The following is a 21484-nucleotide window of genomic DNA, read 5'->3' on the forward strand; positions in this document are numbered from 1 at the left end:
CGAGTTAGCTGGAAAATGTAGCCGACGCTTCAGCTTCGGAGCAGCCCACAGGGCTGCCCATGCCCGGAATGCTTTCGTTACGCGGATTCCCGCTAAAATGCGATGAACTTTTTTGCCCGATACCGTGAGAACACACCCGCCGGATGTCGATCAGGATTTTCGGTGCGGCGGCGGCAGCACGGCAAGGAAGAGCCCGGAGAGCAGCCCACCCAAGTGAGCCTCATTGGCCATTGAACCGATACCAATCATCTCGGGTATGGGGGTAAACCCAATGAGTATCCAGATCAGCGACACCACCATCAATGCCGGCGGAAACTGGAACCTGGGCTCGCGCAACTGGCTTAGCCAACAATACCCGAGAATGCCGTAGACAACGCCAGACAAGCCACCGAATAACGGCCCGGACACGATATATTGCAGCGTGTTCGAAATTAAGCTGACGAAAACAATGATCACTGCGAGCCGTCGTCGCCCGTCGAACCATTCCACCTGACTGCCCAGAAACCACAGCATCACAGAGTTAAAGAGGATATGTGACCAGCTAAAATGCAGCAGGTCCGGCGTCAACAGTCGCCAGACTTCGCCCTGGGCGAGGGTTGTGGTCCAGGCATCGAGACGTTCCGTCACCGACTGGAAGCCGTACTGGGTCGGGTCCACGAACATGAAGAAGGCAGCGGCGGACTGGCGGCCAAGGCCCGTAAACCAAGCTACCAGCGCTGCCACGACGATGATGGCAAGCACCATGGGAGCATGCCGGGGCGACGGCTGCCAACGCCCGTTGACGAATACCGGCGAGTGGTTGGTCTGGTGCACCGCCTCACGCACTTCCGGCCGGGTCATGAATTGCTCCAGGGCCGCCAGCACCGGCTCGGTGTATTCGCTGTTGGCGAGCCAGAGCACCTGCTGGCCGCCCTCTTCAGTAATACGGTGCTCCACGCCTTTCTGACGCAGCCACAGACTGAAATCGGCCAGGTTGGTCTCGGCCGGAAGCTGTTTGACACGGTACAAAGGTTTACCTCGTCAAGCTATCTTCGGTTTGGGAATTACTGGGCAGCTCCGGTCTAGGCACATTGACCCAGACAAACTTGTCAGCGGATAGTTGCCGCTCGTCGTCCATACGGTAAGCCACCAGGCGTCCATACTTTACGGCGCTGTAGTCGATACAGGCCACGTTGGGCTTGAGCGGTGCCGGGCGACCGTCGCGCCAGTAATGACCGACGAATACCGGCGGTTCCGACAGGGGGTATGACAGAATTTTCTTCTTCTCTGCTTCGGACAGCGGATGGTTGGCAATGTCCTCGGGCAAGGGGTCCGGCTGGAACACCACGTCCGCGTATGTCTGAGGATTCTCGGCCCAGAACTTGGTGCGGAAGAAATGGCGGGTAAAACCATCCCGCCCCTTGATCGACAGACCTTCTGGAAGCCGCAAGTCAGTGCCCCGCAGAAGCCGGTCCATAACCCGCCCGGCAAATGAATCCAGCGCCGCGGAGGCCTGGAGGAAATCCTCGTCGATCAGGTTGCCACCCTGGACCTTCTTGAATTGCTCGATAAGGCGGTGATCCCAGCAGGCATGGACCACACGGAAATGTTCGATCTCCAGGAATAACGGCAAGGTGTAAAACCATTCGAGAAATTCGTTCCACTCGTGGGGATGGTGCTCGAACTGCTCCAGGGTTTCACGGATCAGCCGGTCATGCCGGGGGTTGTGTTCACGCAGGAACTTGCGGTTACTGCCCGGCCGCGCCCGCGTGCAATAGCCTAAGGCGTTGTACTCGTGATTCCCCATGGTGATCTGGGCGGAGCCATGTTCCACCATGTCCCTTACCATGTGCAGAGACTCACGGATACGCGGGCCGCGATCGATGATATCGCCGATAAACACCGCCTGCCGCCGCTTATGCTGGTAGATCCCGTTGATTTTCTGGTAACCCATCTGCTCCAGCAGGGCTGCCAGGGTGTGGGCACACCCATGGATATCACCGATAATGTCATAGCCCCGGCTGGCTGACCGCTTCACAGACCCTAACGCCCTTCCAGCCATAATCAACTCGCTGCGATGTTGCTGGCCCAACCGAGTTTCTCACGGCAGGTCGCATAGAAATTGTGATCCGTCGGATGTATCAGGCGAATCTTGAAAGGCTTCTTGGTGATGCGGATGACATCGCCCGGTGCGCAGGCTATGTCCATCTGGCCGTCACAACTGACCTGGGGATAGGTCTCGTTGTCTTCGCCGATGACCAGTTTGATCTCACTCTTACCATCTACCACGATGGGGCGGCTACTCAGGGTATGCGGGAACATGGGTACCAATACCACAGCGTCCAGCTTGGGATGCATGATCGGTCCGCCCGCTGATAACGAATAGGCGGTCGATCCTGTGGGCGTTGAAACAATCAAACCATCAGACCGCTGACTGTAGACAAAGTGCCCGTCGATATAGAGATCGAAGCCGATCATGCGGGTGGATTTGCCGGGATGGAGCACCACGTCGTTCAGCGCGGTGCCGAAGCTCACCGGATTCTCGTTGCGCGTAACGTGGGCATCCAGCAGGAATCGATGCTCTTCGATGTACTCGCCCTGCAGGACCCGACCGACACGCTCTTCCAGGTCGTCAGGCGATATGTCCGTGAGGAAGCCGAGGCGCCCACGGTTTACGCCAAGAAGGGGAATCTTGGATTTGGCCAGCTCTCGGGCAGCGCCCAACAGGCTCCCATCACCCCCGACGACAATGACCAGGTCGCAGATTTCGCCGAGCAGCTTCTTGCTGGCGACCTGAAGACCGTGACCGGGCAACATGGTAGCGGTCTCCGATTCCAGGATGACCTGGTAATTCTCGTTAACCAGATAGGTCCGCAGATGACGCAAGGTCTCGACCACCTTGACGCTATTCATCCGACCAATGACCCCGATATTCCTGAATTGCTCCATTCGATATCCTGTGCCAGACCTGTGACGCTTTCCGGACACCCGTTTTGTCATCCGCGCTTTCGCGTTGCAAGCCGAGTTAACATTAAGATGGCCGGACCCAGTCGTTGTCGCGCGATCGTGCCAGACCGCTCCCCGCCAAACCGCCCATAGTACTAGAGCTTTGCGATAGTATCTAAGGCTCCTAACCTCTACCCCGAGCGAAGGCAACAAACCCAAGGAGCAAACCTCTATCAACCACGTTGCATCGAATCCGCACAGAATCTGGCAAACGCCCGCTGTCAGGCACCTGGCGTGGCTCTGTTCAGCCGGGTCGTTGACCCATTCGGCGCTACGGCTGGACCTGCAACCTTATCTTCCACAAGACCTGGACAAGCGTCTCGCCTACCTCGATCACCATCCGGCACCCTTGCTGGCGCATATTGCGGACAATCCCCGGCCCCGCCTGGGCATCTATTTCGAACGACTCTACCATTTTCTGCTTAGCGACATCCTGAAGTGGCCCATCCTGTTGGAAAATGTACAGGTGCGGCGCGAAGGGCGAACCCTGGGCGAGCTGGATTTCGTGGTCTACAACCGCGATGAGGATCGGGTAGAACATCACGAAATTGCCGTAAAATTCTATCTTGGGGTAGCGGGCGATGATAACCCATCAACGCTCTGGTATGGCCCTAATGCCCAAGACCGCCTGGACCTCAAGATCAAACGCTTGCTGACTCACCAGTGCCGACTGACAGAATGTCCCGAAGCCCGCCAACTGCTGGAAAGCAAGGGTATCGAACAGCCCTACCCCAGGCTATTCATGCCCGGCTATCTCTTCTATCCACAAGACGGTGAACTTTCGGCGCCGGCGAACACCCCGGACAGCCATTGCTGCGGCGAGTGGTGTCGAGCGGCAAGCCTTGCAGAGGAGCACGTCAGCGATTGGATTTTCCTGCAGAAGCCACACTGGCTGGGCCGCTACCAGAGCCCCACGGCGCCAGACCCAGGTCAGGCCGCGGCTGCACTCACCGCGGTCCAGTGGGGAGGGCCACCACGGCTATTTGCGCAAATGGCACCCCACCCTTCAGGAGAAGGCTGGGAAGAGATACGGCGCGTCTTTGTCGTGCCGGCACACTGGCCGGAGTTATCCCGCAGCGGTTGACGTCGGTTTCATTCCCGATGGGCGTCGCAGCGGTCGTCGATGCCTGGCCTGAATTCAGCCGGCTGGCTGATACGGATCAGTGGCTCGCCGCAGGGCTCGCCATTCACCTCCGCCTGACAGCGGGGATTTTCATGGTGGGCGAGCCATTGGCGGTAGGCTGGCTCGTTCATGTCGCACTTCTCGGCGGCGTATGCCACTGGGTTCTGGAAGTAGCGCGTGATATCGTCATAAGGTAGCGTGATGTGGCCAATGCCGGGGTGATAGGCCACCAGGAAGACATTCTGCGCCTTGAGTTCAGCCATGATGGAGTTTTCCAACGGTTCCTGATTGGCAAGCTCGTAGCGCTCCTGCTCAAGCATCAGGATCTTGTCGTTGCGGGCTTCCAGCTCACGATGCTTCCGCTCCAACTGCTCCCGTAGCAGTACCACCTCGGCGTTGCTGGCTTCCTGTTTGGCTTCACTGTCGCTGTCGACATCGCCCAGCTTCTGCTGCAGATCGAGGTACTGTTCGTTGCGCTCGGCCAGGCGAACTTTCAATTGCTCGTTGCTCAGCCGCTGGCGCTCCAGCTTCTCTTCCTGCGTCTGCAGTTCATTGCGCAGGGTCTGGATTTCATGCCGATGGACACGCTGCACATCCGACATCGCATCCCGATGCACGCTCTGCAGGGTCTTGATGCGCAGCCGCTGTTCACGAATCATTCGCGCCAGACGGATCCGCTGCTTGGCGGCTTCCTGGGCATCCTCCATCTCGTCTGACGATCGGCGCACCGCGGCCCGTAGCACCGGGATGTCCTCATCCGGTGTTTCGACCTTTTTCTTCTGGAACTTGAGTTGGTTCGATTCGACCGCACGACGAATCGACTGGAAGTGGTTGTTGCCCGGCGCCATGTCCGGATCCCAGAGCTCTCCGGCGATGGCCGGTTCCGGGCACTGACTGCGGCAAACCAGGTGGATTGGCCCGGCCCCCAGGTCGGGTCCCTTCGCGCCGATTTCCGACAAACGCTCTACCGGCAGGTTCCAGTGGCTATCTGCCCGACCTTCCTCATCGAAATAGATACGAAAGAACACCAGTCCACGAATGCCCAGATCCGGCGCCAGGTTCAAGTAAACTGCGCGGACATCGGTGTCCGCAAGATCTGAAAGCCCGACATAGCCGTCGAGGAAGGCTCCGAATTCGGCGCCGCGCATCTGTCGCGCGACTTGGGCGCCTTCCATCAGGAAGACGGCCGAATAGCCCTCATCCGCCGCAGCGGTTTTTGCCATGCCTAGCCTCCGGAAAAACTGCTCAAAAAATGCCGTGCTACGTCAGAAATGAGCGGAAATGGTCTGAAAGTTAACGACTATTGTAGCCGCCAGGATGCGTAGGATAAGCACTAAACTGCAAAGTTTTGAAACCGCAGACACAAAAAACCGACAAGCGCCTCCGAAGAAACGATTGCCGGTTCATTTTTTAATATCGCAATTCCGGTTAGCGCAATATCAGATTTCTGCCGCCAATCGACTACCCTGGTTGATCGCCCGCTTGGCATCGAGTTCCGCCGCAACATCCGACCCACCGATAAGGTGTACACGCTGACCGGCGTCCAGCAGCCCCTGCTGCAACTCCCGCAGAGGCTCCTGGCCGGCGCAGACGACGATATTATCGACTTCAAGCAAATGATCTTCACCCTGCTCCGCGCCTTTCTGGGTGACGGTGATATGCAGGCCCCGGTCATCGATCTTGCGGTAGGTCACCCCCGGGATCATCTGCACATTGCGCATCTTCAGCGACGAACGATGAATCCATCCGGTGGTCTTGCCCAGGTTCTTGCCCACTTTGGACGCCTTGCGCTGCAGCAGGAAAACCTCACGTGCCGGTGTGGGTACTTGGGGTTTGACGCCCTGGATACCACCCCGATGCTCCGCCGTCAGATCAACACCCCATTCCTTCATAAAGTGATCGGTATCGAGCGCCGGGGACTCTCCCTCATGAACCAGGAATTCCGAGACGTCGAAGCCTATACCACCCGCCCCGATCACAGCCACACGCCGACCTACTTCCCGGCGTTGTAACAGTGCATCCAGATAGCCCATCACCATGGGATGATCGATGCCTTCGATTTCCGGCGTTCGCGGCGCGATGCCTGTCGCGAGGACAACGTCATCGAAGCCGTCCTTGACCAGATCGTCGACACTCACGCGGGTGTTGAGTTTGACTTCAACGCCGTGCTTATCGAGCATCACGCGGAAATAGCGCAGGGTTTCGTAGAACTCTTCCTTGCCCGGGATACGCTTCGCCACGTTGAACTGCCCCCCGATTTCGCCGGCGGCATCGAACAGCGTCACCTTGTGGCCACGCTCGGCCGCGACCGTCGCGAAGGCCAGACCTGCGGGACCCGCCCCCACGACCGCAATCTGCTTCGGCGCGGCTGTCTTCACATAGTTCAGTTCGGTTTCATAGCAGGCGCGCGGGTTCACCAGACAGGTCGTCAGTTTGCCACCGAAGGTGTGATCGAGGCAGGCCTGGTTACAACCGATGCACGTATTGATTTCCTCAGCACGGCCCTCTTCCGCCTTGCGCACCAGATCGGCATCGGCGAGGAACGGACGAGCCATGGATACCATGTCGGCATCGCCCCCGGCGAGAATCTCCTCGGCCACACCCGGCATGTTGATACGGTTGGTGGTGACCAACGGGATACTGACTTCGCCCTTGAGGCGCGCGGTTACTTTGGTAAAAGCGCCGCGAGGCACAGACGTGGCAATGGTCGGCACCCGGGCCTCGTGCCAGCCGATACCCGTGTTGATAATCGTGGCACCGGCTTTCTCGATTTCCTTGGCGAGCTGGACCACTTCTTCCCAGGTGCTGCCGTCTTCGATCAGGTCCAGCATCGACAGGCGATAGATAATGATAAAGTTCGCACCGACCCGCTCGCGGACCCGGCGAACGATTTCGATTGGCAGACGGATCCGGTTCTCGTAGCTACCGCCCCACTGGTCGGTGCGATGGTTGGTGTGGGCCACAATGAACTGGTTGATGAAGTAGCCTTCGGAGCCCATGATCTCGACCCCATCATAACCCGCCTTCTGCGCCAGGACCGCGCACTGGGCGTAAGCTTCGATCTGCTTCTCAATGCCCGCCTCGTCCAACTCCTTTGGGGTGAACGGGTTGATCGGCGCCTGGATCGCTGAAGGCGCCACCAGTTCGGGATGGTAGGCGTAACGGCCAGCATGGAGGATCTGCATGCAGATCTTTCCGCCAGCCTCGTGGACTCTTTCGGTCACAATCCGGTGCTGCTCGGCCTCTTCTTCAGTATCCATCTTGGCCGCATGCTGGCGCACCCCGCCCTCGGGATTGGGTGCGATACCGCCGGTCACCATAAGGCCAACGCCGCCACGAGCCCGCTCAGCAAAGAAAGCGGCCATGCGCTCGAAGCCATTGGGCATCTCCTCCAGGCCAGTGTGCATGGACCCCATGAGCGTCCTGTTGCGCAGGGTGGTGAAGCCGAGATCCAATGGCTCCAGCAAATTGGGATAACGCTGGTGGCCAGCGGCCTTTTCGATAGCGCTCATTCGGGGTCTCCTCATCAATCTTTGCCGACGGCTCTTCAGGCCGACTGGGTAACGAGGCCTAAATTAAACGGGAGCATTGCGGCCGACAATATCCTCAAATAACATTTGATTATCCTTGTGTAACACTTACTTCTTTATGACAGAAACCAGTAACCGTCGGCGCCAGGCGCTGGGCAATATCAGCGTGCTCTATCTTTCAGTCATGGCTCGTGCGGTGGAGCAGCAAGGGAAGCGCATTAAGCCGTTGTTCGAACAGTTTGGAATCACCGAAAACCTGTTGAGCGCGCCCGACGCCCGCATCAGCATCCCGCGCTTCATGCGCCTGGGCCGGGCCGCCATAGGCCTCACAGGCAATCCCAACCTTGGTCTCGTCATGGGCGAGCAGACCCGCGCGATAGACGCCGGCCTCTCGGGCCTGGCCGCCATGAGCGCCCCGACCGCAGGCGAGGGCCTGGCGACCATCACCACCTATTCCCTGCTGAACAGCCGGAACAGCCGCGGACATCCCCACTACGAGGCAGACCGGCACCGAGCGTGCTTCTATTCGATTCGCCCCTACAACATCTACAACTACTTCGTGGTGGATTCCGTTATGGCGGGGTGGACGCAATTCCTGCGCCGTGTGACCGGAGAGACCAATGTACTGGAACAGGTGAATATCGAGTACCCCGACCAGGGACAGCAAAGTGCCTTCGAAGCCTGGTTCGGATGCCCAGTCAGCTTTGGCGCAAAGGAGAACAGTATCCAACTGCGCCCCTCTATCGCGGCAACCGCCTCAAATCAGCACCAACCAGCCATGCATCGGGCGCTGACCCAGCAATGCGACACCCAACTCAAGCGCATTCGCGGCGGCTGGACCGTTATCGACCAGGTCCGCGAAAAGCTGACCCCCATGCTCGATGGCCAATCTCCCGCCCTCGAGGACGTCGCCGCAGAATTGGGCATGGCACCCTGGACCCTGCAACGACAGTTGAATGCCCAGGGTTCGCGCTTCAAGGATCTTCTCGATGAAACCCGCCGGGACCTGGCGACGGACTATGTCCTGGAGACCCAGCTCAATTTCGCGGAGATTGCCTGGCTCCTGGGTTTTTCAGGACCACCGGCTTTCCATAAGGCTTACCGCCGTTGGTTTGGAATGAGTCCCGGGGAACACAGGACGACAAAGACGAGAGGCTAGACCCATAACGGGCACCGCCCAGACTTTTATGCACCGTATTGGCGCACCACGCGCGCCATCCCGAGCTAACTCGTGGTTAGCCAGGGCCACGACGACAACGATAAGCCTTTCATTTAGAAAGCGAATGCCAGCGGCGGCCGTTTCTTGGCACGCTTATTTCATTACTCCTGGATAACGATCAAGAGATATCAACGAAGCTGGCGCGATGCCGTAAGTCTTCGCACAGCGCGCGTCAAACAAGACGCCAAGGTGTAGAAGCCTGAACGCCCATGACTCACGGGCGTTCGGGCTTTTTTTATGGACTGAAGAAAATGCAGCATGACGTTCACATTGGCCTTCTCGCGTCTACCGAAGGCACCTACAAACGGATGGGCCTGAGCACCTGGAGCGGTGTCACTCATGCGGTGGAAGAGATCAACGCTGACCCTGCGTTCGACTTCCATCTGGTGACCCACAGCTACAATCCTGGTGGCGAGCTCGAAGCCTATGCCGATGGCATCAATCAGCTCATTTCAGCAGGCGCGCAACATATTTTCGGCACCACCACCTCCGCCAGTCGCAAGGAAATTATCCCCGACCTGGAACGTATGGGGTGCCTACTCTGGTACCCGTGCCCCTACGAGGGGTTCGAGTGCAGCGAAAACGTGATCTACATGGGCGGATGCCCTAACCAGAACCTGATTCCCCTGCTGCGGTACGCGATCGCCCAGTTCGGGGCCCATGCCCATCTGGTGGGATCGAACTATGTCTGGGGTTGGGAAAGCAATCGTATCGCGCGCGAACTCGTGGAAGTCAGCAACGGACAGGTACTTGGCGAGAAGTACTATCGGTTCGGATGCACTGACTTCGCGGGGCTTATCGAGCAGATTGTCAGTGACGACACGGCTTTCGTACTGAACAACCTGGTCGGCGAATCGTCTTATCATTTCCTTCGCCAACTGAGCGACGCCTGTGGTGAACGCGGCCGAACATTACCGGTGCTCAGCTGCAATTTCACCGAGTCCGAACTGCCTTGTATCCGGGGCGCGGATCACATCCGCCTCCTGTCCTGCGGGGCGTTCTTCGAGTCGGTCAAGCCATCGTTTGTGCACCAGCAGCACATGCGCCATGGCGAGCAGGCGTACTCGCACTATTACGCCTGTGCCTACGCCGCCATACATATGTTTGCGCAGGCATACCGCCGAACCGGAACGGACCTGCCGTCAGCTATTTGCGAAACCCTCTATGAACAGCGCAGCCCCACCGTCCTTGGAGAGCTCGTGTTGTCTGCCCGAAACAACCATGTCGCTTTGCCCAGCTACATCGCCGAAGCCGGGCGCGACGGTTTCACTCTCCTGCACAGCGAGCCCCGCAGCCTGACTGCGGATCCCTACCTGGTTCAGACGGATATCGCTGCGTTCAATGAGCTGGGGGCAAAGCCCTTGCAGCGCGGCAACCTGAGGATCGTGAAATGAAAACCACAACGGCCAGCGCCCGCACGCTCGTGATCATCGACTGCGATGAGCGTACAGAAAACATGCTCCGCAAATGCCTGAACCGACTCGGCATCGGGGTCAGCACCCTCTGCCGGGACGCCGGCAGCCTGCCTTCCGAAGCCTTGGGTGTCGTCATCGAGCTGGACCAGTTCGAAAGCCCGATGGCACTCGCCGAAGCGCGAGACAGGGGAATCCACATCGTCGCCCTGTCGCACCATGAAACCCTTTCTCAGATCCAGTGCGCCATCCGAATGGGTGCCACAGCAATGCTCAACAAGCCCATCACTCAGAGCTCTGTCTACACCACGCTCATGATGGCCCAGGGTCTGCGGGAACAGTTGAACCGACTTGAAAGGGAAAACGGTGAACTCATGCAGGCAAACCTTGCTCGGCCCGCCATTAGCAAGGCCGTAGCCCGCCTTATGATCGATTGCGGGATCGACGAGCAAGAGGCTTTCGAACGGATCCGCGCCCTGTCCATGTCCCTCAACCTCAGCATCGAGGCCATTTGCCGAGACATCGAGACACATACACCACCGTTGAGGATCAGGAAGTAGTCATGGGGTTTCCAACACTTCTCAAGCGGCTTTGTCGCCATAAATCAGTCGCCGTGTCGCTGGTCGTGATCGTGACCGTGGTGTCGCTTGCCGTCCTGGCCCCCTGGGTGGCGCCCTACGATCCCAACGAGCAGTTTTTCGAAGGCCTGACGATGGAGGGCGCACCGCTCCCCCCCAACGATAAATTTCTTCTAGGCACGGACCTTCTCGGACGGGATCTGCTGTCGCGACTGATCTATGGCGCCCAGACCTCGCTGATCATTGGCATCGTAGCGAACGGAATCGCAGTGCTGATCGGCACCCTGGTCGGTGTAATCGCCGGCTTTGTACGCGGTTGGACAGGCACCGTGCTGATGCGGCTGACGGATCTGATGATGGCCTTCCCGGCACTTCTACTAGCCATCGCACTGGCGGCAATACTGCAACCCAGTATTTGGATCGTCGCCCTGGTGATTGCGATGGTGAACTGGGTGCAGGTTTCCCGGGTTATCTATTCGGAAACCATCGCCATTGCATCCCGGGAGTTCATCGCCGTGGAGCGAACCCTGGGCGCCAGCACGTTGCGCATCCTGTTTTCGCATCTGCTACCACACCTGCTTCCCACCATCATGGTCTGGGCCACCCTCGGCATATCCACCACCGTGCTGCTGGAAGCAACCCTGTCGTTCCTCGGTGTCGGGGTCCAGCCCCCCACCCCGAGCTGGGGCAACATCATTTTCGAGAGCCAGACCTATTTCACGTCTGCTGTCTGGCTGGTGCTGTTTCCGGGCCTGGCCATCGTGATTCTCTCACTTAGCTTCAACCTGGTCGGTGATGCCCTGCGGGACGAGCTCGATCCATCTCTGAAGGGACGCGACTGATGGCCATGTATACACTCCGACGTCTTGGTTACGCCGTACTTATCCTGCTCGGCGTATCCTTTATCACCTATCTGCTGCTCTATATGATCCCGGCCGACCCGGCGCGTCAGTTGGCCGGTCGTAGCGCAACCGCAGAAACCGTTGCCAATATCCGGGCCCAACTCGGACTGGACCTGCCCTTCTATCAGCAGTACTTCAACTACCTGGTCAACCTGGTGCAGGGGGATCTCGGGCGCTCCTATATCCAGCGTACGGAAGTCTCGGCCCTGATCACATCGAGGCTGGGCGCCACGACCGAGCTCATGCTTTGGGGTATCGGCTTCGAGCTTCTGATCGGTGTTTCCCTGGGGATCCTCGCCGCCCTGAAGCGTAACAGCGCCCTCGACCGCTTCCTGATGGCATTATCGTTTGTCGGTGTGTCTTCCCCCCACTTCATCGCTTCGATGCTTTTTCTCTACCTGTTCGCCGTCAACCTGGGTTGGTTCCCCCTGGGCGGCTACGGCACGGTACATCACGTCCTGCTACCGGCCATTACGCTCGGTTTGCTGGGGAGCGGCTGGTATTCACGCATGGTGCGCTCTTCGATGATCGAAGTCCTTCATCAGGATTTCATCCGCACTGCCCGTTCCAAGGGCCTGACCCGTGCCCGCGTTATCCTTCGCCACGTCCTGCCGAACACCATCATTCCGGTAATCCCGATGATCGGGATCGATATCGGCATCTTCATCGGCGGCCTGGTCGTCGTGGAGTCGGTGTTCGGCTGGCCGGGACTGGGCCAACTCGCCTGGCAGGCGATCCAGCGGGTGGATATACCCGTCATCGTCGGCGTCACCATGGTTTCCGCGGTCGCCATCGTTCTCGCCAACCTGATTGCAGATCTGCTGGTTCCACTGGTCGATCCGCGCATTGAGCTCGACAAATCCTAACTGGAGTGAAAGGAGCAAGACCCATGAAAGCAAGAATAAACCGGCCAGTTCTCGCTAGCGCTATCGCGTCCATCCTGATCGCAGGGCCAGTGAGCGCCGCCGAACCCAAGCAAGGCGGCGATATCATCGTGACTTACCAGAATGATGTGGCGACCCTTGATCCCGCCATCGGCTATGACTGGCAGAATTGGTCAATGATCAAGAGCCTGTTCGACGGTCTTATGGACTACAAGCCCGGCACCACGGAGCTCGTCCTCGATCTCGCCGACAGCTACAGCCTCTCCGAGGACGGCAAGACCTATACCTTCAAGCTCAAGAAGGGCGTTAAATTCCACAATGGACGCGAGATGAAGGCCAGCGACGTAAAATACTCGCTGGAACGGACCGCCAACCCGAAGACCCAAAGCCCAGGAGCCGGATTTTTCTCCCCCATCCTTGGCTATGACGCGGTGGCTGCGGGCGATACGACCGATCTTGAAGGCGTGAGCGTCATCGACGACTACACCGTGTCGATTGAACTGACGGCCCCGAATGCGACCTTCCTGCATGTGATGGGCCTCAACTTCGCCTCTATCGTTCCCAAGGAAGCCGTCGACGAATACGGCCAGGACTTCGGCAAGCACCCGGTCGGCACCGGTGCCTACGAACTCAAGGATTGGACCCTGGGCCAACACCTCGTTTTTGAGAGGAATGAAGACTATTACAAAGCCGGTGTCCCGCGTATCGACACCATTACGTTTGAAGTTGGGCAGGAGCCTATGGTGGCACTGCAGCGACTTGAGCGTGACGAGGTCGATATCGCTGGCGATGGCATCCCTCCGGCCAAGTTCCTCCAGTTCAAGAACGATCCCCGCTACAAGGACCTGATGGTCACGGGTGACCAGTTACACACCGGCTATCTGACCCTGAACGTCACCATGCCGCCGCTGGATAACCTCAAGGTCCGCAAGGCCATTAACATGGCCATCAACAAGGACCGGGTCGTGCGCATCATCAACGGCCGCGCCACACCGGCCAATCAGCCGCTACCGCCGGCGATGCCCGGCTATGACGATAGCTACGAAGGCTTCCCCTACGACCCTGAAAAGGCCAAGGCACTGCTGGCCGAAGCCGGTTATCCGGACGGTTTCGAAACCGAACTTTTCGTGATGAACACTGAACCCCAGCCTCGCATCGCCCAGGCCATGCAACAAGATCTCAGCAATATCGGCATCAAGGCGAACATCAAGTCACTGGCCCAGGCCAACGTGATCGCAGCCGGTGGCGTCAAAGACCAGGCTCCCATGATCTGGTCTGGCGGCATGGCCTGGATCGCCGACTTCCCGGATCCGGCCAACTTCTGGGGCCCTATACTCGGGTGTGAAGGCGCGGTTCCCGGAGGCTGGAACTGGGCCTGGTACTGCAACGAGGATTTGGATGCCATGGGCGATAAGGCAGACGCGATGGTTGCCGAAGACGAGCAGCAAGAACGCGCTGAACTCTGGGGCAAAGTCTTCACTGACGCTATGGCCGATGCACCCTGGGTACCGATCTTCAACGAGCAGCGTTTCACAGTGCATTCCAGTCGCATGGCGGGTGATGACGCTCTCTATGTCGATCCGGTCCATGTTCCCGTCAACTACGACTACATCTGGGTGAAATAATGTGCGAAAACACGCTGGTTAAAACCATCCATGGGCACCATCACCATCATGGCTGGGACAACAGCTTCGCCCCTGCGGCCCGGGTCACCCCGGGCAGCATGGTGGAACTGGAGTGCAAGGACTCAGGCAATGGCCACTTCACACCCAACTCGACGGTGGAAGCGGTAAGCACCATGCCATTCGACAAGATTAATCCGGTCACGGGGCCCATCTATGTGGAGGGCGCACAACCGGGCGATATCCTGAAAGTCACGATCGATAGTTTCAAACCTTCCGGATTCGGCTGGACGGCGAATATCCCTGGTTTCGGGCTACTGGCGGACCAATTCCAGGACCCCGCGCTGACGCTCTGGCAATACGATCGCGACGGGCTCGGTCCAGCCGCCTTTGGCAAGTACGGCAAGGTCCCCCTCAAGCCGTTTGCCGGAACCATCGGTCTCGCGCTGGCCGAACCCGGTCTGCATTCGGTCGTTCCACCACGGCGTGTCGGAGGCAATCTCGATATCCGCGACATCAATGCCGGGGCCACGCTGTATCTCCCGGTCGAGGTTGAGGGCGCGCTGTTCTCCATCGGCGATACCCACGCAGCCCAAGGCGATGGCGAAGTCTGCGGAACGGCAATCGAAAGCGCCATGGAGGTGGTCGTCAAGCTCGACCTGATCAAGGACAGGCCCCTGGCCATGCCCCGCTTCACCACGGCCGGCCCGGTCACGAGGCATCTCGATTCTGCAGGCTATGAGGCCTTCACCGGCATCGGTCCGGACCTGATGCAGGCAGCGCGGGACGCCGTGAGTGGCACCATCGACTGGCTCTGCAAGGAGCACCGGATGCCCGCCGAACAGGCGTACATGCTGTGCTCGGTCTGCGGTGACCTGCGTATCAGCGAAATCGTCGACATGCCGAACTGGGTGGTGTCGTTCTACTTCCCGAAGATCGTTCTTGGTTGAACGCAATTTCTGATCACAGCGAGCGAAACAATGAGTGCCCCAGTAACGACCGAGCGGGATAAGCCGCTGCTTTCCGTTGAGAAACTGAGCATTGAGTTCGGCCAGGGGCCGAACCGAAAGCGAGTGGTGGACGATCTCAGCTTTTCCCTGGGGCGCTCGCAAACCCTGTGCATTGCCGGCGAGTCCGGCAGCGGAAAATCGCTGTCGGCGCTCGCGATTATGGGTCTGCTTCCCAAGCTGGCCCGGACACCCAGCGGCGCCATCATCTACGGCGACAATGATTTGCTGAGCCTGCCGGACAAGCAGATGCAGCGTCTGCGCGGCCGGGAAATCGGCATGATCTTCCAGGAACCGATGACCTCCCTGAACCCCACCATGCGTATCGGCAGTCAGATGATGGAGACCGTCAAGCGACACCGCATCGCTCGGGGTGACAAAGCCTGGCGGCACATCAAGGCGATGATGGACGCCGTTAAGATTCCCAAGGTCGACGAGCGCCTGAGCCAGTACCCCCACGAACTCTCCGGCGGACTGCGTCAGCGCGTCATGATTGCCATGGCCATGCTATGCAGCCCCAAGGTATTGATCGCCGATGAACCCACTACCGCACTGGATGTGACCATCCAGGCACAGATTCTTGAACTGATTCGTGAACTCCAACGGGAATACGGCACCGCGGTCCTGATGATCACCCACGACATGGGAGTGGTCGCTGAAATGGCTGACAATGTCGTCGTCATGAACCGGGGTATTGTGGAGGAAACCGCGCCGGTGGAGAAAATATTCACAGCGCCTAATGCCGCCTATACCCGCAAGCTGCTGGCTGCTGTACCGCGCCTCGGCACCGCTCAGCCCATCGAGGCGAAAAGTAGCAGGCCGGTTGTACTTGAGGTGGAAAACCTGCGGGTGCACTATCCGGTTCGTCGCAAAAAGCTGTTTGAACCACCACGTGAAGTCGTGGCTGTCGACAATATCAGCTTTGAGCTCCACCAGGGAGAAACCCTGGGCATCGTGGGAGAAAGCGGCTGCGGTAAATCCACCACCGGGCGGGCACTGATGAACATGTTGGATTTCGACGGCCGTGTTCGGGTGCTGGGAACCGATATCCACGGACTCCGAGGCGAGCGCCTGAGGCAGGTCCGGCAGGACATCCAGATGATCTTCCAGGACCCTTACGCTGCCCTCAATCCTCGGAAAAACATTGAGGAACTGGTGGGGGAGCCGCTCCTTATCCATGGCCGCGGTAACACCGAACAACGCCGGGAAATGGTAGCCCAACTTCTTAGGCAGGTGGGGCTGCCAGAGGCCGACGCACTCACTCGCTATCCCCACCAGTTTTCAGGAGGGCAGCGTCAACGCATCTGTATCGCTCGCGCGCTTGCGCTGAAACCCAAGATCATCGTTTCAGATGAGCCGGTTTCGGCACTGGACGTCTCGGTTCAGGCCCAGGTTCTGGAGCTGCTGGAGAGTCTTCAGCAAGAACACGATCTCAGCTACATTTTCATCTCCCACGATATGGCCGTGGTCGAGCGACTCTGTCATCGGGTAGCCGTTATGTTCGCTGGTCGTATCCTTGAAATGGGAAGCCGCGAGCAGGTCCTCGGCAACCCCCGACATCCTTACACCCAGCGCCTCCTTTCCGCCGTACCGATCCCCGCCTTGGACAGCAAGCGCGATTTCGCTTCGCTGCTGGAGCAGCTAGAGACACCGGATCCGATCAAACCAAAGGGACACAGCGCCCCACCCCTCCGATACGCGCAGCCGGAAGAAGGCCACTTCGTGGCGCTGGAAGCGTGAGGCAGGCCTGGTATGCACCAAGCTTTGAGATTAGATGACTATTCTGATCTGGCGTAGGGGATGCAGCAGAAAAAACGATGCCAAGACCGGCTAAGAAACCGGACCAGCATGATTTGAGCCTGTCTTTATTTACATCTCAGTCGCATCGTCGACGTCTTCGTCGTCGTCGAATTCTTCGATGTAGAAATCCAGGAGTTCTTCTTCGTAATCGACCATGAGACGGCCTCCATTGCTATCACTGGTTCGTTTGTTTGAGTTAACAACCAGCCTACAACGAAGACTATGTCCGATAAGTGACGAGTAAATTACAGAGCTGTGGGGAAATCTGAAAACCGGGAAAAGCGAGGAAGGAAATGGCGGAGCGGACGGGACTCGAACCCGCGACCCCCGGCGTGACAGGCCGGTATTCTAACCAGCTGAACTACCGCTCCGCGCTATGCGTTGACGCCGTTCAGTAGCGACAACGAGGGCGCATTATAAAGACCCCCATCAGCATGTCAACGGCTTTTTCCGGAAAACTGAAAATTCCCTGTCGCTAGGATGAAAAGCCCAATTCTCCACCCGCAGCCACAGGGATCCAGCTATACCAAAAAGGACTCCGCCTAACCGACTACGTCCAGGTGGACTTCCCGCCCCTGGGCCGCCTTGCGATACTCGATAGGCGTCATGCCGGACCATCGCTTGAATGCACGATAGAACGTACTGGGTTCGGAAAAGCCGGTCAGGTAGACGATTTCGTCGATAGACTCGTCAGTGGTCGCCAGCAGCTGCCGCGCCAGGCGATAACGGAAATCCGCCAACACCTGGTTGAAACTGGTCTCGGCTTCGGTCAGGCGGGTACGGAGTGTGCGTGGTTTGATATCGAGGCGTTCGGCAACGGAGTCCAGGGTTACTTCACCGCTATCCAGTAACTCGGCCACGATCCGCTCAACCTGGCCCACAATGTCCTTCTTCTCAAGGCGCGCCACCTGCTCACTGGCGAAGCGCTCATGTAGCGCCAGCAGTTCAGGTTCGGCGTGGGGCGAGGCGTGCGCCAGCAGGCTCGCCGGGAAGTACATCCGATTTTCCTCGGCACCGAAGATCACTTCACATCCAAGCACTTCTGATACATGCGCCTGACCGGCTTCCCGCTCGTGCTCGAATTCCACCCTCGAACATGCGAAGCGACCATCGGTAATCGACTTGAAGAAGATGATCAGACCCTGGACGAAACACTCGTTAAAATGTTTGAGGCGCCGAACTTCGTCTGACGCGGCATCCAGCACCATGCAGGCCTGGTCACCTTCGATAAAGAATTCGGTATTGGCGGCATCGCTCAGCAGGCGCTGGTAGTTGAGCGCCCGGCGAAGACCCTCGCCAAAGGTGGGACTACTGAGAAAAAGGTACTCGAGCACCTGCCCCTTATAGGTGGGGAGCACTTGGCCAAGATGGAGGCCGACATCCGGATCGCCGGAAACCTCCTCGACGATCTGCCAGAAAAAGAGCTGGGCATTGTGCGGCGTTCTCAGTTGGGCAGAATTCAGGTAGTCCTCGTCGACGCCGAGGCGCTTGAGAATCTCATCCGTATCCACACCCTGTTTTTTCATCGCCTGATATATCAGGCGCAACATCACACCTGCATCACGAAGTTCCTGCATATGATCCCGCTTATTATTTTTGGAAGCCGGTATTTGAACACGTTCACTTCATGATACGGCTCACGTGCCCGACTGGAGGCTCCTTGTGTGGTGCTACTGCGTTGGCCAGCTCGCCTGCGCCGAGGGACAGGTCGGTCAATGCCGTCTATCGACGGGTCTGCAACACTTTCCCGCTGTCGGGGAACAGCCAACCCCCTATATTTGCTGGTATCGCTACCTTCACCAATGGGCCCAAACGATTGACCCTGTACAGTTGTACCAGATTTCCTGACGCATCAGTAGCGATGGTTCGCCCTATCGGAACCATACCGCCGGAAATCCACATAAGCCCATGACTGCTTTCGCTCATGGCCCAATATGACTCATATTAGCTGCTGGAAAGCTCAGCTCAAGACTCCGTTCATTACAAGGATGAGGTCAGTCACAATGCGAGACATTATTTCCTATCACCATCGGCCACCGGCAATGTGGTCGCTCTATGGAAAGGCGCTCAAATCGCGGCGCTCTAGTGAAAAGTCCCCAACGATCCCCCCGCTCACGGCCGAACTGATTGCAGCCAGCAGCGATCCGGATCGTGTCACCCGCTATGCGGCCGTTTGCGGCTTCCGCCCGGGATCGCGACTGCCTATGACCTGGCCTCACATCCTGGCCTTCCCCCTTCATCTGAAACTGCTGACTGAAGACGCCTTCCCTTTGCCCTTGCTGGGGCTCGTGCATTTGCGCAACACAATCACCCAGCACCGCCCGGTCGCATTTGGAGAATGCCTGGACATCCGTGTTCGACTGGACAACCAGACGAGTAACGACAAGGGCATCGAGTTCGATCTGGTGACCGAAGCATCGAGCGCAGGTCGGGTGATCTGGGAAGAAACCAGCACCAACCTGTTCCGACAGTCGGGGAAGAGCCCAGGAGGAAACAAGGCCAAGTCTTCGAAGGCTGCGCCCGTGCGGTTACCCCACTCGGCGGCGGTGAGCACGTCCGAGTCACTGGGACGACGCTACGGCCGGGTGTCCGGCGATCTTAACCCGATCCACATGCACGCCTTGTCGGCCAAGGCCTTTGGTTTCCCGCGGGCTATTGCCCACGGCATGTGGAGCAAGGCGCACTGTATTGCGCTGCTGGAACAGCAAAGCGACTGGAAGTCAGGACCGGTTACCGTCACCGCACAATTCAAGAAGCCGCTATTCCTGCCGGGCAAGGCGCAATTGAACTGGCAGGAAGGCGAGGACCGCTGGAATTATCAGCTTTTGAATGAGAAAGGAGATGCGCCGCATCTGACAGGGGAAGTTGTTTGGAAATGAAGGAAAGACGGCAGCCTTTCAGGCTGCTCCGAAGCTGAAGAGGGTGTTGCAAAAGCTTGCGGTATTAAGCCTCTCTCTCCTCGCGGGAGAGAGGTTTGGAGAGAGGGGGACGAGGCAAAGCCTCGCTAGAAGTCGGCTCTGGCAACGATGAGCGCCTGACGGCGCTACCCCCTCTCCCCGGCCCTCTCCCGCGAGGGGAGAGGGAGTCTATGTGTGCAAACCGGCAACATAGGTAACACCTCAAGCCGGGAACATGGGTTACACAAGTTACGGTATGGGCAAGGAGGACGCGCCCATGCCCTGGAAAGAGACTTGTGTAATGGATCTGAAGATGCAGTTGATCGCGGCCTGGCTGCAGGGCGGGCACGGTGTAAGCGATCTGGCCCGCGGCTACGGCATTAGCCGCAAGACGGCTTACAAGTGGATCAGGCGCTACCAGGAGGAAGGTGCCGGTGGGCTGCAGGAGCGCTCCCGAGCGCCGCACTATTGCCCACATGCAGTGGCGGAGGACGTGGCTGAACAGATTGTGGCGATCAAGAAAGTCCATCCCAGCTTTGGCCCCAAGAAGGTTCTGGACCGCTTGCGTGAGCTAGAACCGGCGATGGCATTGCCGGCAGACAGCACGGCCGGTGAGATACTCAAAGCGGCGGGTCTGGTCAAGAAACGGCGCTACAAGCGGCCGTACCCGGCCGACCCGCAACCGTTTGAACTGGGTGATCGCAATAATGCGCTGTGGAGTGTGGACTACAAGGGGCAGTACCGGACGGCCGGCGGGCGCTGGTGTTATCCGCTCACGGTAACCGACAATGCCAGCCGTTATGTCTTGGGCTGTCATGGCGTGAGCGCAACAGACTACGTCCAGGCGAAGCCGATTATGGAATGGGTTTTCCATGAGTACGGTCTGCCGGAGGGGATCTTGTCCGACAACGGGGCGCCCTTCGCCAGTCGCTCAGCAGGAGGTCTGACGCGACTGTCGAAATGGTGGGTCGAGCTGGGCATTGGGGTGCATCGTAGCAAGCCGGGAACGCCCACACAGAATGCCCGTCACGAGCGCATGCACGGTTCACTGAATCGAGCAGTGGGTGGACGGATGCGCGGGACAAGCTTGATGCAGCAACAGACCACGCTGCAGGCATTCCGTGAGGAGTTTAACGAACAACGCAGCCATGAGGCGCTGGGCAGGCAAACACCGGCCAGCGTGTATCAGCCCTCAAGGCGTCGGTACTCGCCCGTGCTGCGCCCGATTGAATATAACGTGGACCAGGCGGTTCGCAACGTTCGTCACAACGGCGAAATCAAGTGGCAGGGCCATCTGATCTACATCAGCGGGCTGTTAGCCAGACATCGCGTAGGCCTGCAAGAGGTGGAGAATGACCGGGTCGAGGTGCGATACAGCACCCATCTGCTCGGTCATATTAACCTCAAAACCGCGCGATTGGAGCCCGCATGCGAGTGGCATGCGGGGGAATAGGTGTAACCCATGTTGCCGGTTCAAAGTGTTACCTATGTTCCGGTTGCACAATGCCGGTACTTTTGAGATACG

Annotated in this window: 17 protein-coding genes and 1 tRNA gene; 11 read left to right on the forward strand and 7 right to left on the reverse strand. The window is 58.5% G+C overall.

The genetic code is table 11. From position 1 onward, the window contains the following. Nucleotides 1-150 precede the first annotated feature (150 nt). The 3 genes from RE428_RS15540 to RE428_RS15550 are packed head-to-tail and all read right to left on the reverse strand — an operon-like array spanning nt 151 to nt 2928. Nucleotides 151-1008: a rhomboid family intramembrane serine protease gene (locus RE428_RS15540; protein ID WP_004578722.1), complete on the reverse strand. Its 858-nt coding sequence runs from the start codon at nt 1006-1008 to the stop codon at nt 151-153. A gap of 4 nt (nt 1009-1012) precedes the next feature. After that, nucleotides 1013-2017: a metallophosphoesterase gene (locus RE428_RS15545; RefSeq protein WP_004578723.1), complete on the reverse strand. Its 1005-nt coding sequence runs from the start codon at nt 2015-2017 to the stop codon at nt 1013-1015. A gap of 26 nt (nt 2018-2043) precedes the next feature. Then, nucleotides 2044-2928, reverse strand: a complete 885-nt coding sequence (locus tag RE428_RS15550; RefSeq protein WP_004578724.1) for an NAD(+) kinase — start codon at nt 2926-2928, stop codon at nt 2044-2046. A 286-nt stretch (nt 2929-3214) separates the two neighbouring features. Between RE428_RS15550 and RE428_RS15555 the strand changes: the two genes are divergently transcribed. Continuing rightward, the gene (locus RE428_RS15555) at nt 3215-4069 is read left to right on the forward strand and encodes a DUF1853 family protein (protein ID WP_227500168.1); all 855 of its coding nucleotides are present in this window, start codon (nt 3215-3217) and stop codon (nt 4067-4069) included. An 8-nt stretch (nt 4070-4077) separates the two neighbouring features. Here the strand turns inward: RE428_RS15555 and RE428_RS15560 are convergent, their stop codons facing one another. Further along, entirely contained in the window at nt 4078-5331 is a 1254-nt protein-coding gene (locus RE428_RS15560) for a hypothetical protein (protein WP_004578726.1), read from the reverse strand. Between the two features lie 216 nt (nt 5332-5547). Continuing rightward, nucleotides 5548-7620, reverse strand: a complete 2073-nt coding sequence (locus tag RE428_RS15565; RefSeq protein ID WP_004578727.1) for an NADPH-dependent 2,4-dienoyl-CoA reductase — start codon at nt 7618-7620, stop codon at nt 5548-5550. 136 nt (nt 7621-7756) lie between these two features. Here RE428_RS15565 and RE428_RS15570 point away from each other — a divergent pair, with 136 nt between their 5' ends. The 8 genes from RE428_RS15570 (at nt 7757) to RE428_RS15605 (ending at nt 17002) form a co-directional block, all read left to right on the forward strand. Then, complete coding sequence (locus RE428_RS15570) at nt 7757-8797, forward strand: AraC family transcriptional regulator (protein ID WP_004578728.1); 1041 nt, start codon at nt 7757-7759, stop codon at nt 8795-8797. A 311-nt stretch (nt 8798-9108) separates the two neighbouring features. Then, complete coding sequence (locus RE428_RS15575; RefSeq protein WP_004578729.1) at nt 9109-10251, forward strand: transporter substrate-binding protein; 1143 nt, start codon at nt 9109-9111, stop codon at nt 10249-10251. Beyond that, nucleotides 10248-10829, forward strand: a complete 582-nt coding sequence (locus RE428_RS15580; RefSeq protein ID WP_004578730.1) for an ANTAR domain-containing response regulator — start codon at nt 10248-10250, stop codon at nt 10827-10829. The genes RE428_RS15575 and RE428_RS15580 overlap by 4 nt, the downstream gene beginning before the upstream one ends. 2 nt (nt 10830-10831) lie before the next feature. Next, nucleotides 10832-11689 carry an ABC transporter permease gene (locus tag RE428_RS15585; RefSeq protein ID WP_004578731.1) on the forward strand — a complete coding sequence of 286 codons (858 nt, stop codon included), beginning with the start codon at nt 10832-10834 and terminating at the stop codon, nt 11687-11689. Beyond that, nucleotides 11689-12615, forward strand: coding sequence for an ABC transporter permease (locus RE428_RS15590; protein WP_004578732.1), 927 nt, complete (start codon nt 11689-11691; stop codon nt 12613-12615). The genes RE428_RS15585 and RE428_RS15590 overlap by 1 nt, the downstream gene beginning before the upstream one ends. A 23-nt stretch (nt 12616-12638) precedes the next feature. Next, nucleotides 12639-14258 carry an ABC transporter substrate-binding protein gene (locus RE428_RS15595; RefSeq protein WP_004578733.1) on the forward strand — a complete coding sequence of 540 codons (1620 nt, stop codon included), beginning with the start codon at nt 12639-12641 and terminating at the stop codon, nt 14256-14258. Then, nucleotides 14258-15205 carry an acetamidase/formamidase family protein gene (locus tag RE428_RS15600; RefSeq protein ID WP_004578734.1) on the forward strand — a complete coding sequence of 316 codons (948 nt, stop codon included), beginning with the start codon at nt 14258-14260 and terminating at the stop codon, nt 15203-15205. The genes RE428_RS15595 and RE428_RS15600 overlap by 1 nt, the downstream gene beginning before the upstream one ends. A gap of 30 nt (nt 15206-15235) precedes the next feature. After that, a complete protein-coding gene (locus tag RE428_RS15605) occupies nt 15236-17002 on the forward strand; it encodes an ABC transporter ATP-binding protein (RefSeq protein ID WP_004578735.1) in 1767 nt (588 codons plus the stop codon). A 354-nt stretch (nt 17003-17356) separates the two neighbouring features. On the opposite strand, the gene RE428_RS15610 is transcribed toward RE428_RS15605, so the two are convergent. Together RE428_RS15610 and RE428_RS15615 are read right to left on the reverse strand one after the other, a co-directional pair. Further along, nucleotides 17357-17433: transfer RNA gene (locus RE428_RS15610), tRNA-Asp, on the reverse strand. 171 nt (nt 17434-17604) lie between these two features. Further along, complete coding sequence (locus RE428_RS15615) at nt 17605-18639, reverse strand: AraC family transcriptional regulator (RefSeq protein WP_004578736.1); 1035 nt, start codon at nt 18637-18639, stop codon at nt 17605-17607. A 426-nt stretch (nt 18640-19065) separates the two neighbouring features. On the opposite strand from RE428_RS15615, the gene RE428_RS15620 reads away from it, so the two are divergent. Both RE428_RS15620 and RE428_RS15625 read left to right on the forward strand, forming a co-directional pair. Then, the gene (locus RE428_RS15620; protein WP_004578737.1) at nt 19066-19941 is read left to right on the forward strand and encodes a MaoC/PaaZ C-terminal domain-containing protein; all 876 of its coding nucleotides are present in this window, start codon (nt 19066-19068) and stop codon (nt 19939-19941) included. A gap of 253 nt (nt 19942-20194) precedes the next feature. Continuing rightward, nucleotides 20195-21412 (forward strand): integrase core domain-containing protein, encoded by a 1218-nt coding sequence (locus RE428_RS15625; protein ID WP_338381144.1) that lies wholly within the window; start codon nt 20195-20197, stop codon nt 21410-21412. Nucleotides 21413-21484: the final 72 nt, after the last annotated feature.

Source organism: Marinobacter nanhaiticus D15-8W (assembly GCF_036511935.1).
In the GTDB taxonomy this organism is placed as follows: Bacteria; Pseudomonadota; Gammaproteobacteria; order Pseudomonadales; family Oleiphilaceae; genus Marinobacter_A; species Marinobacter_A nanhaiticus.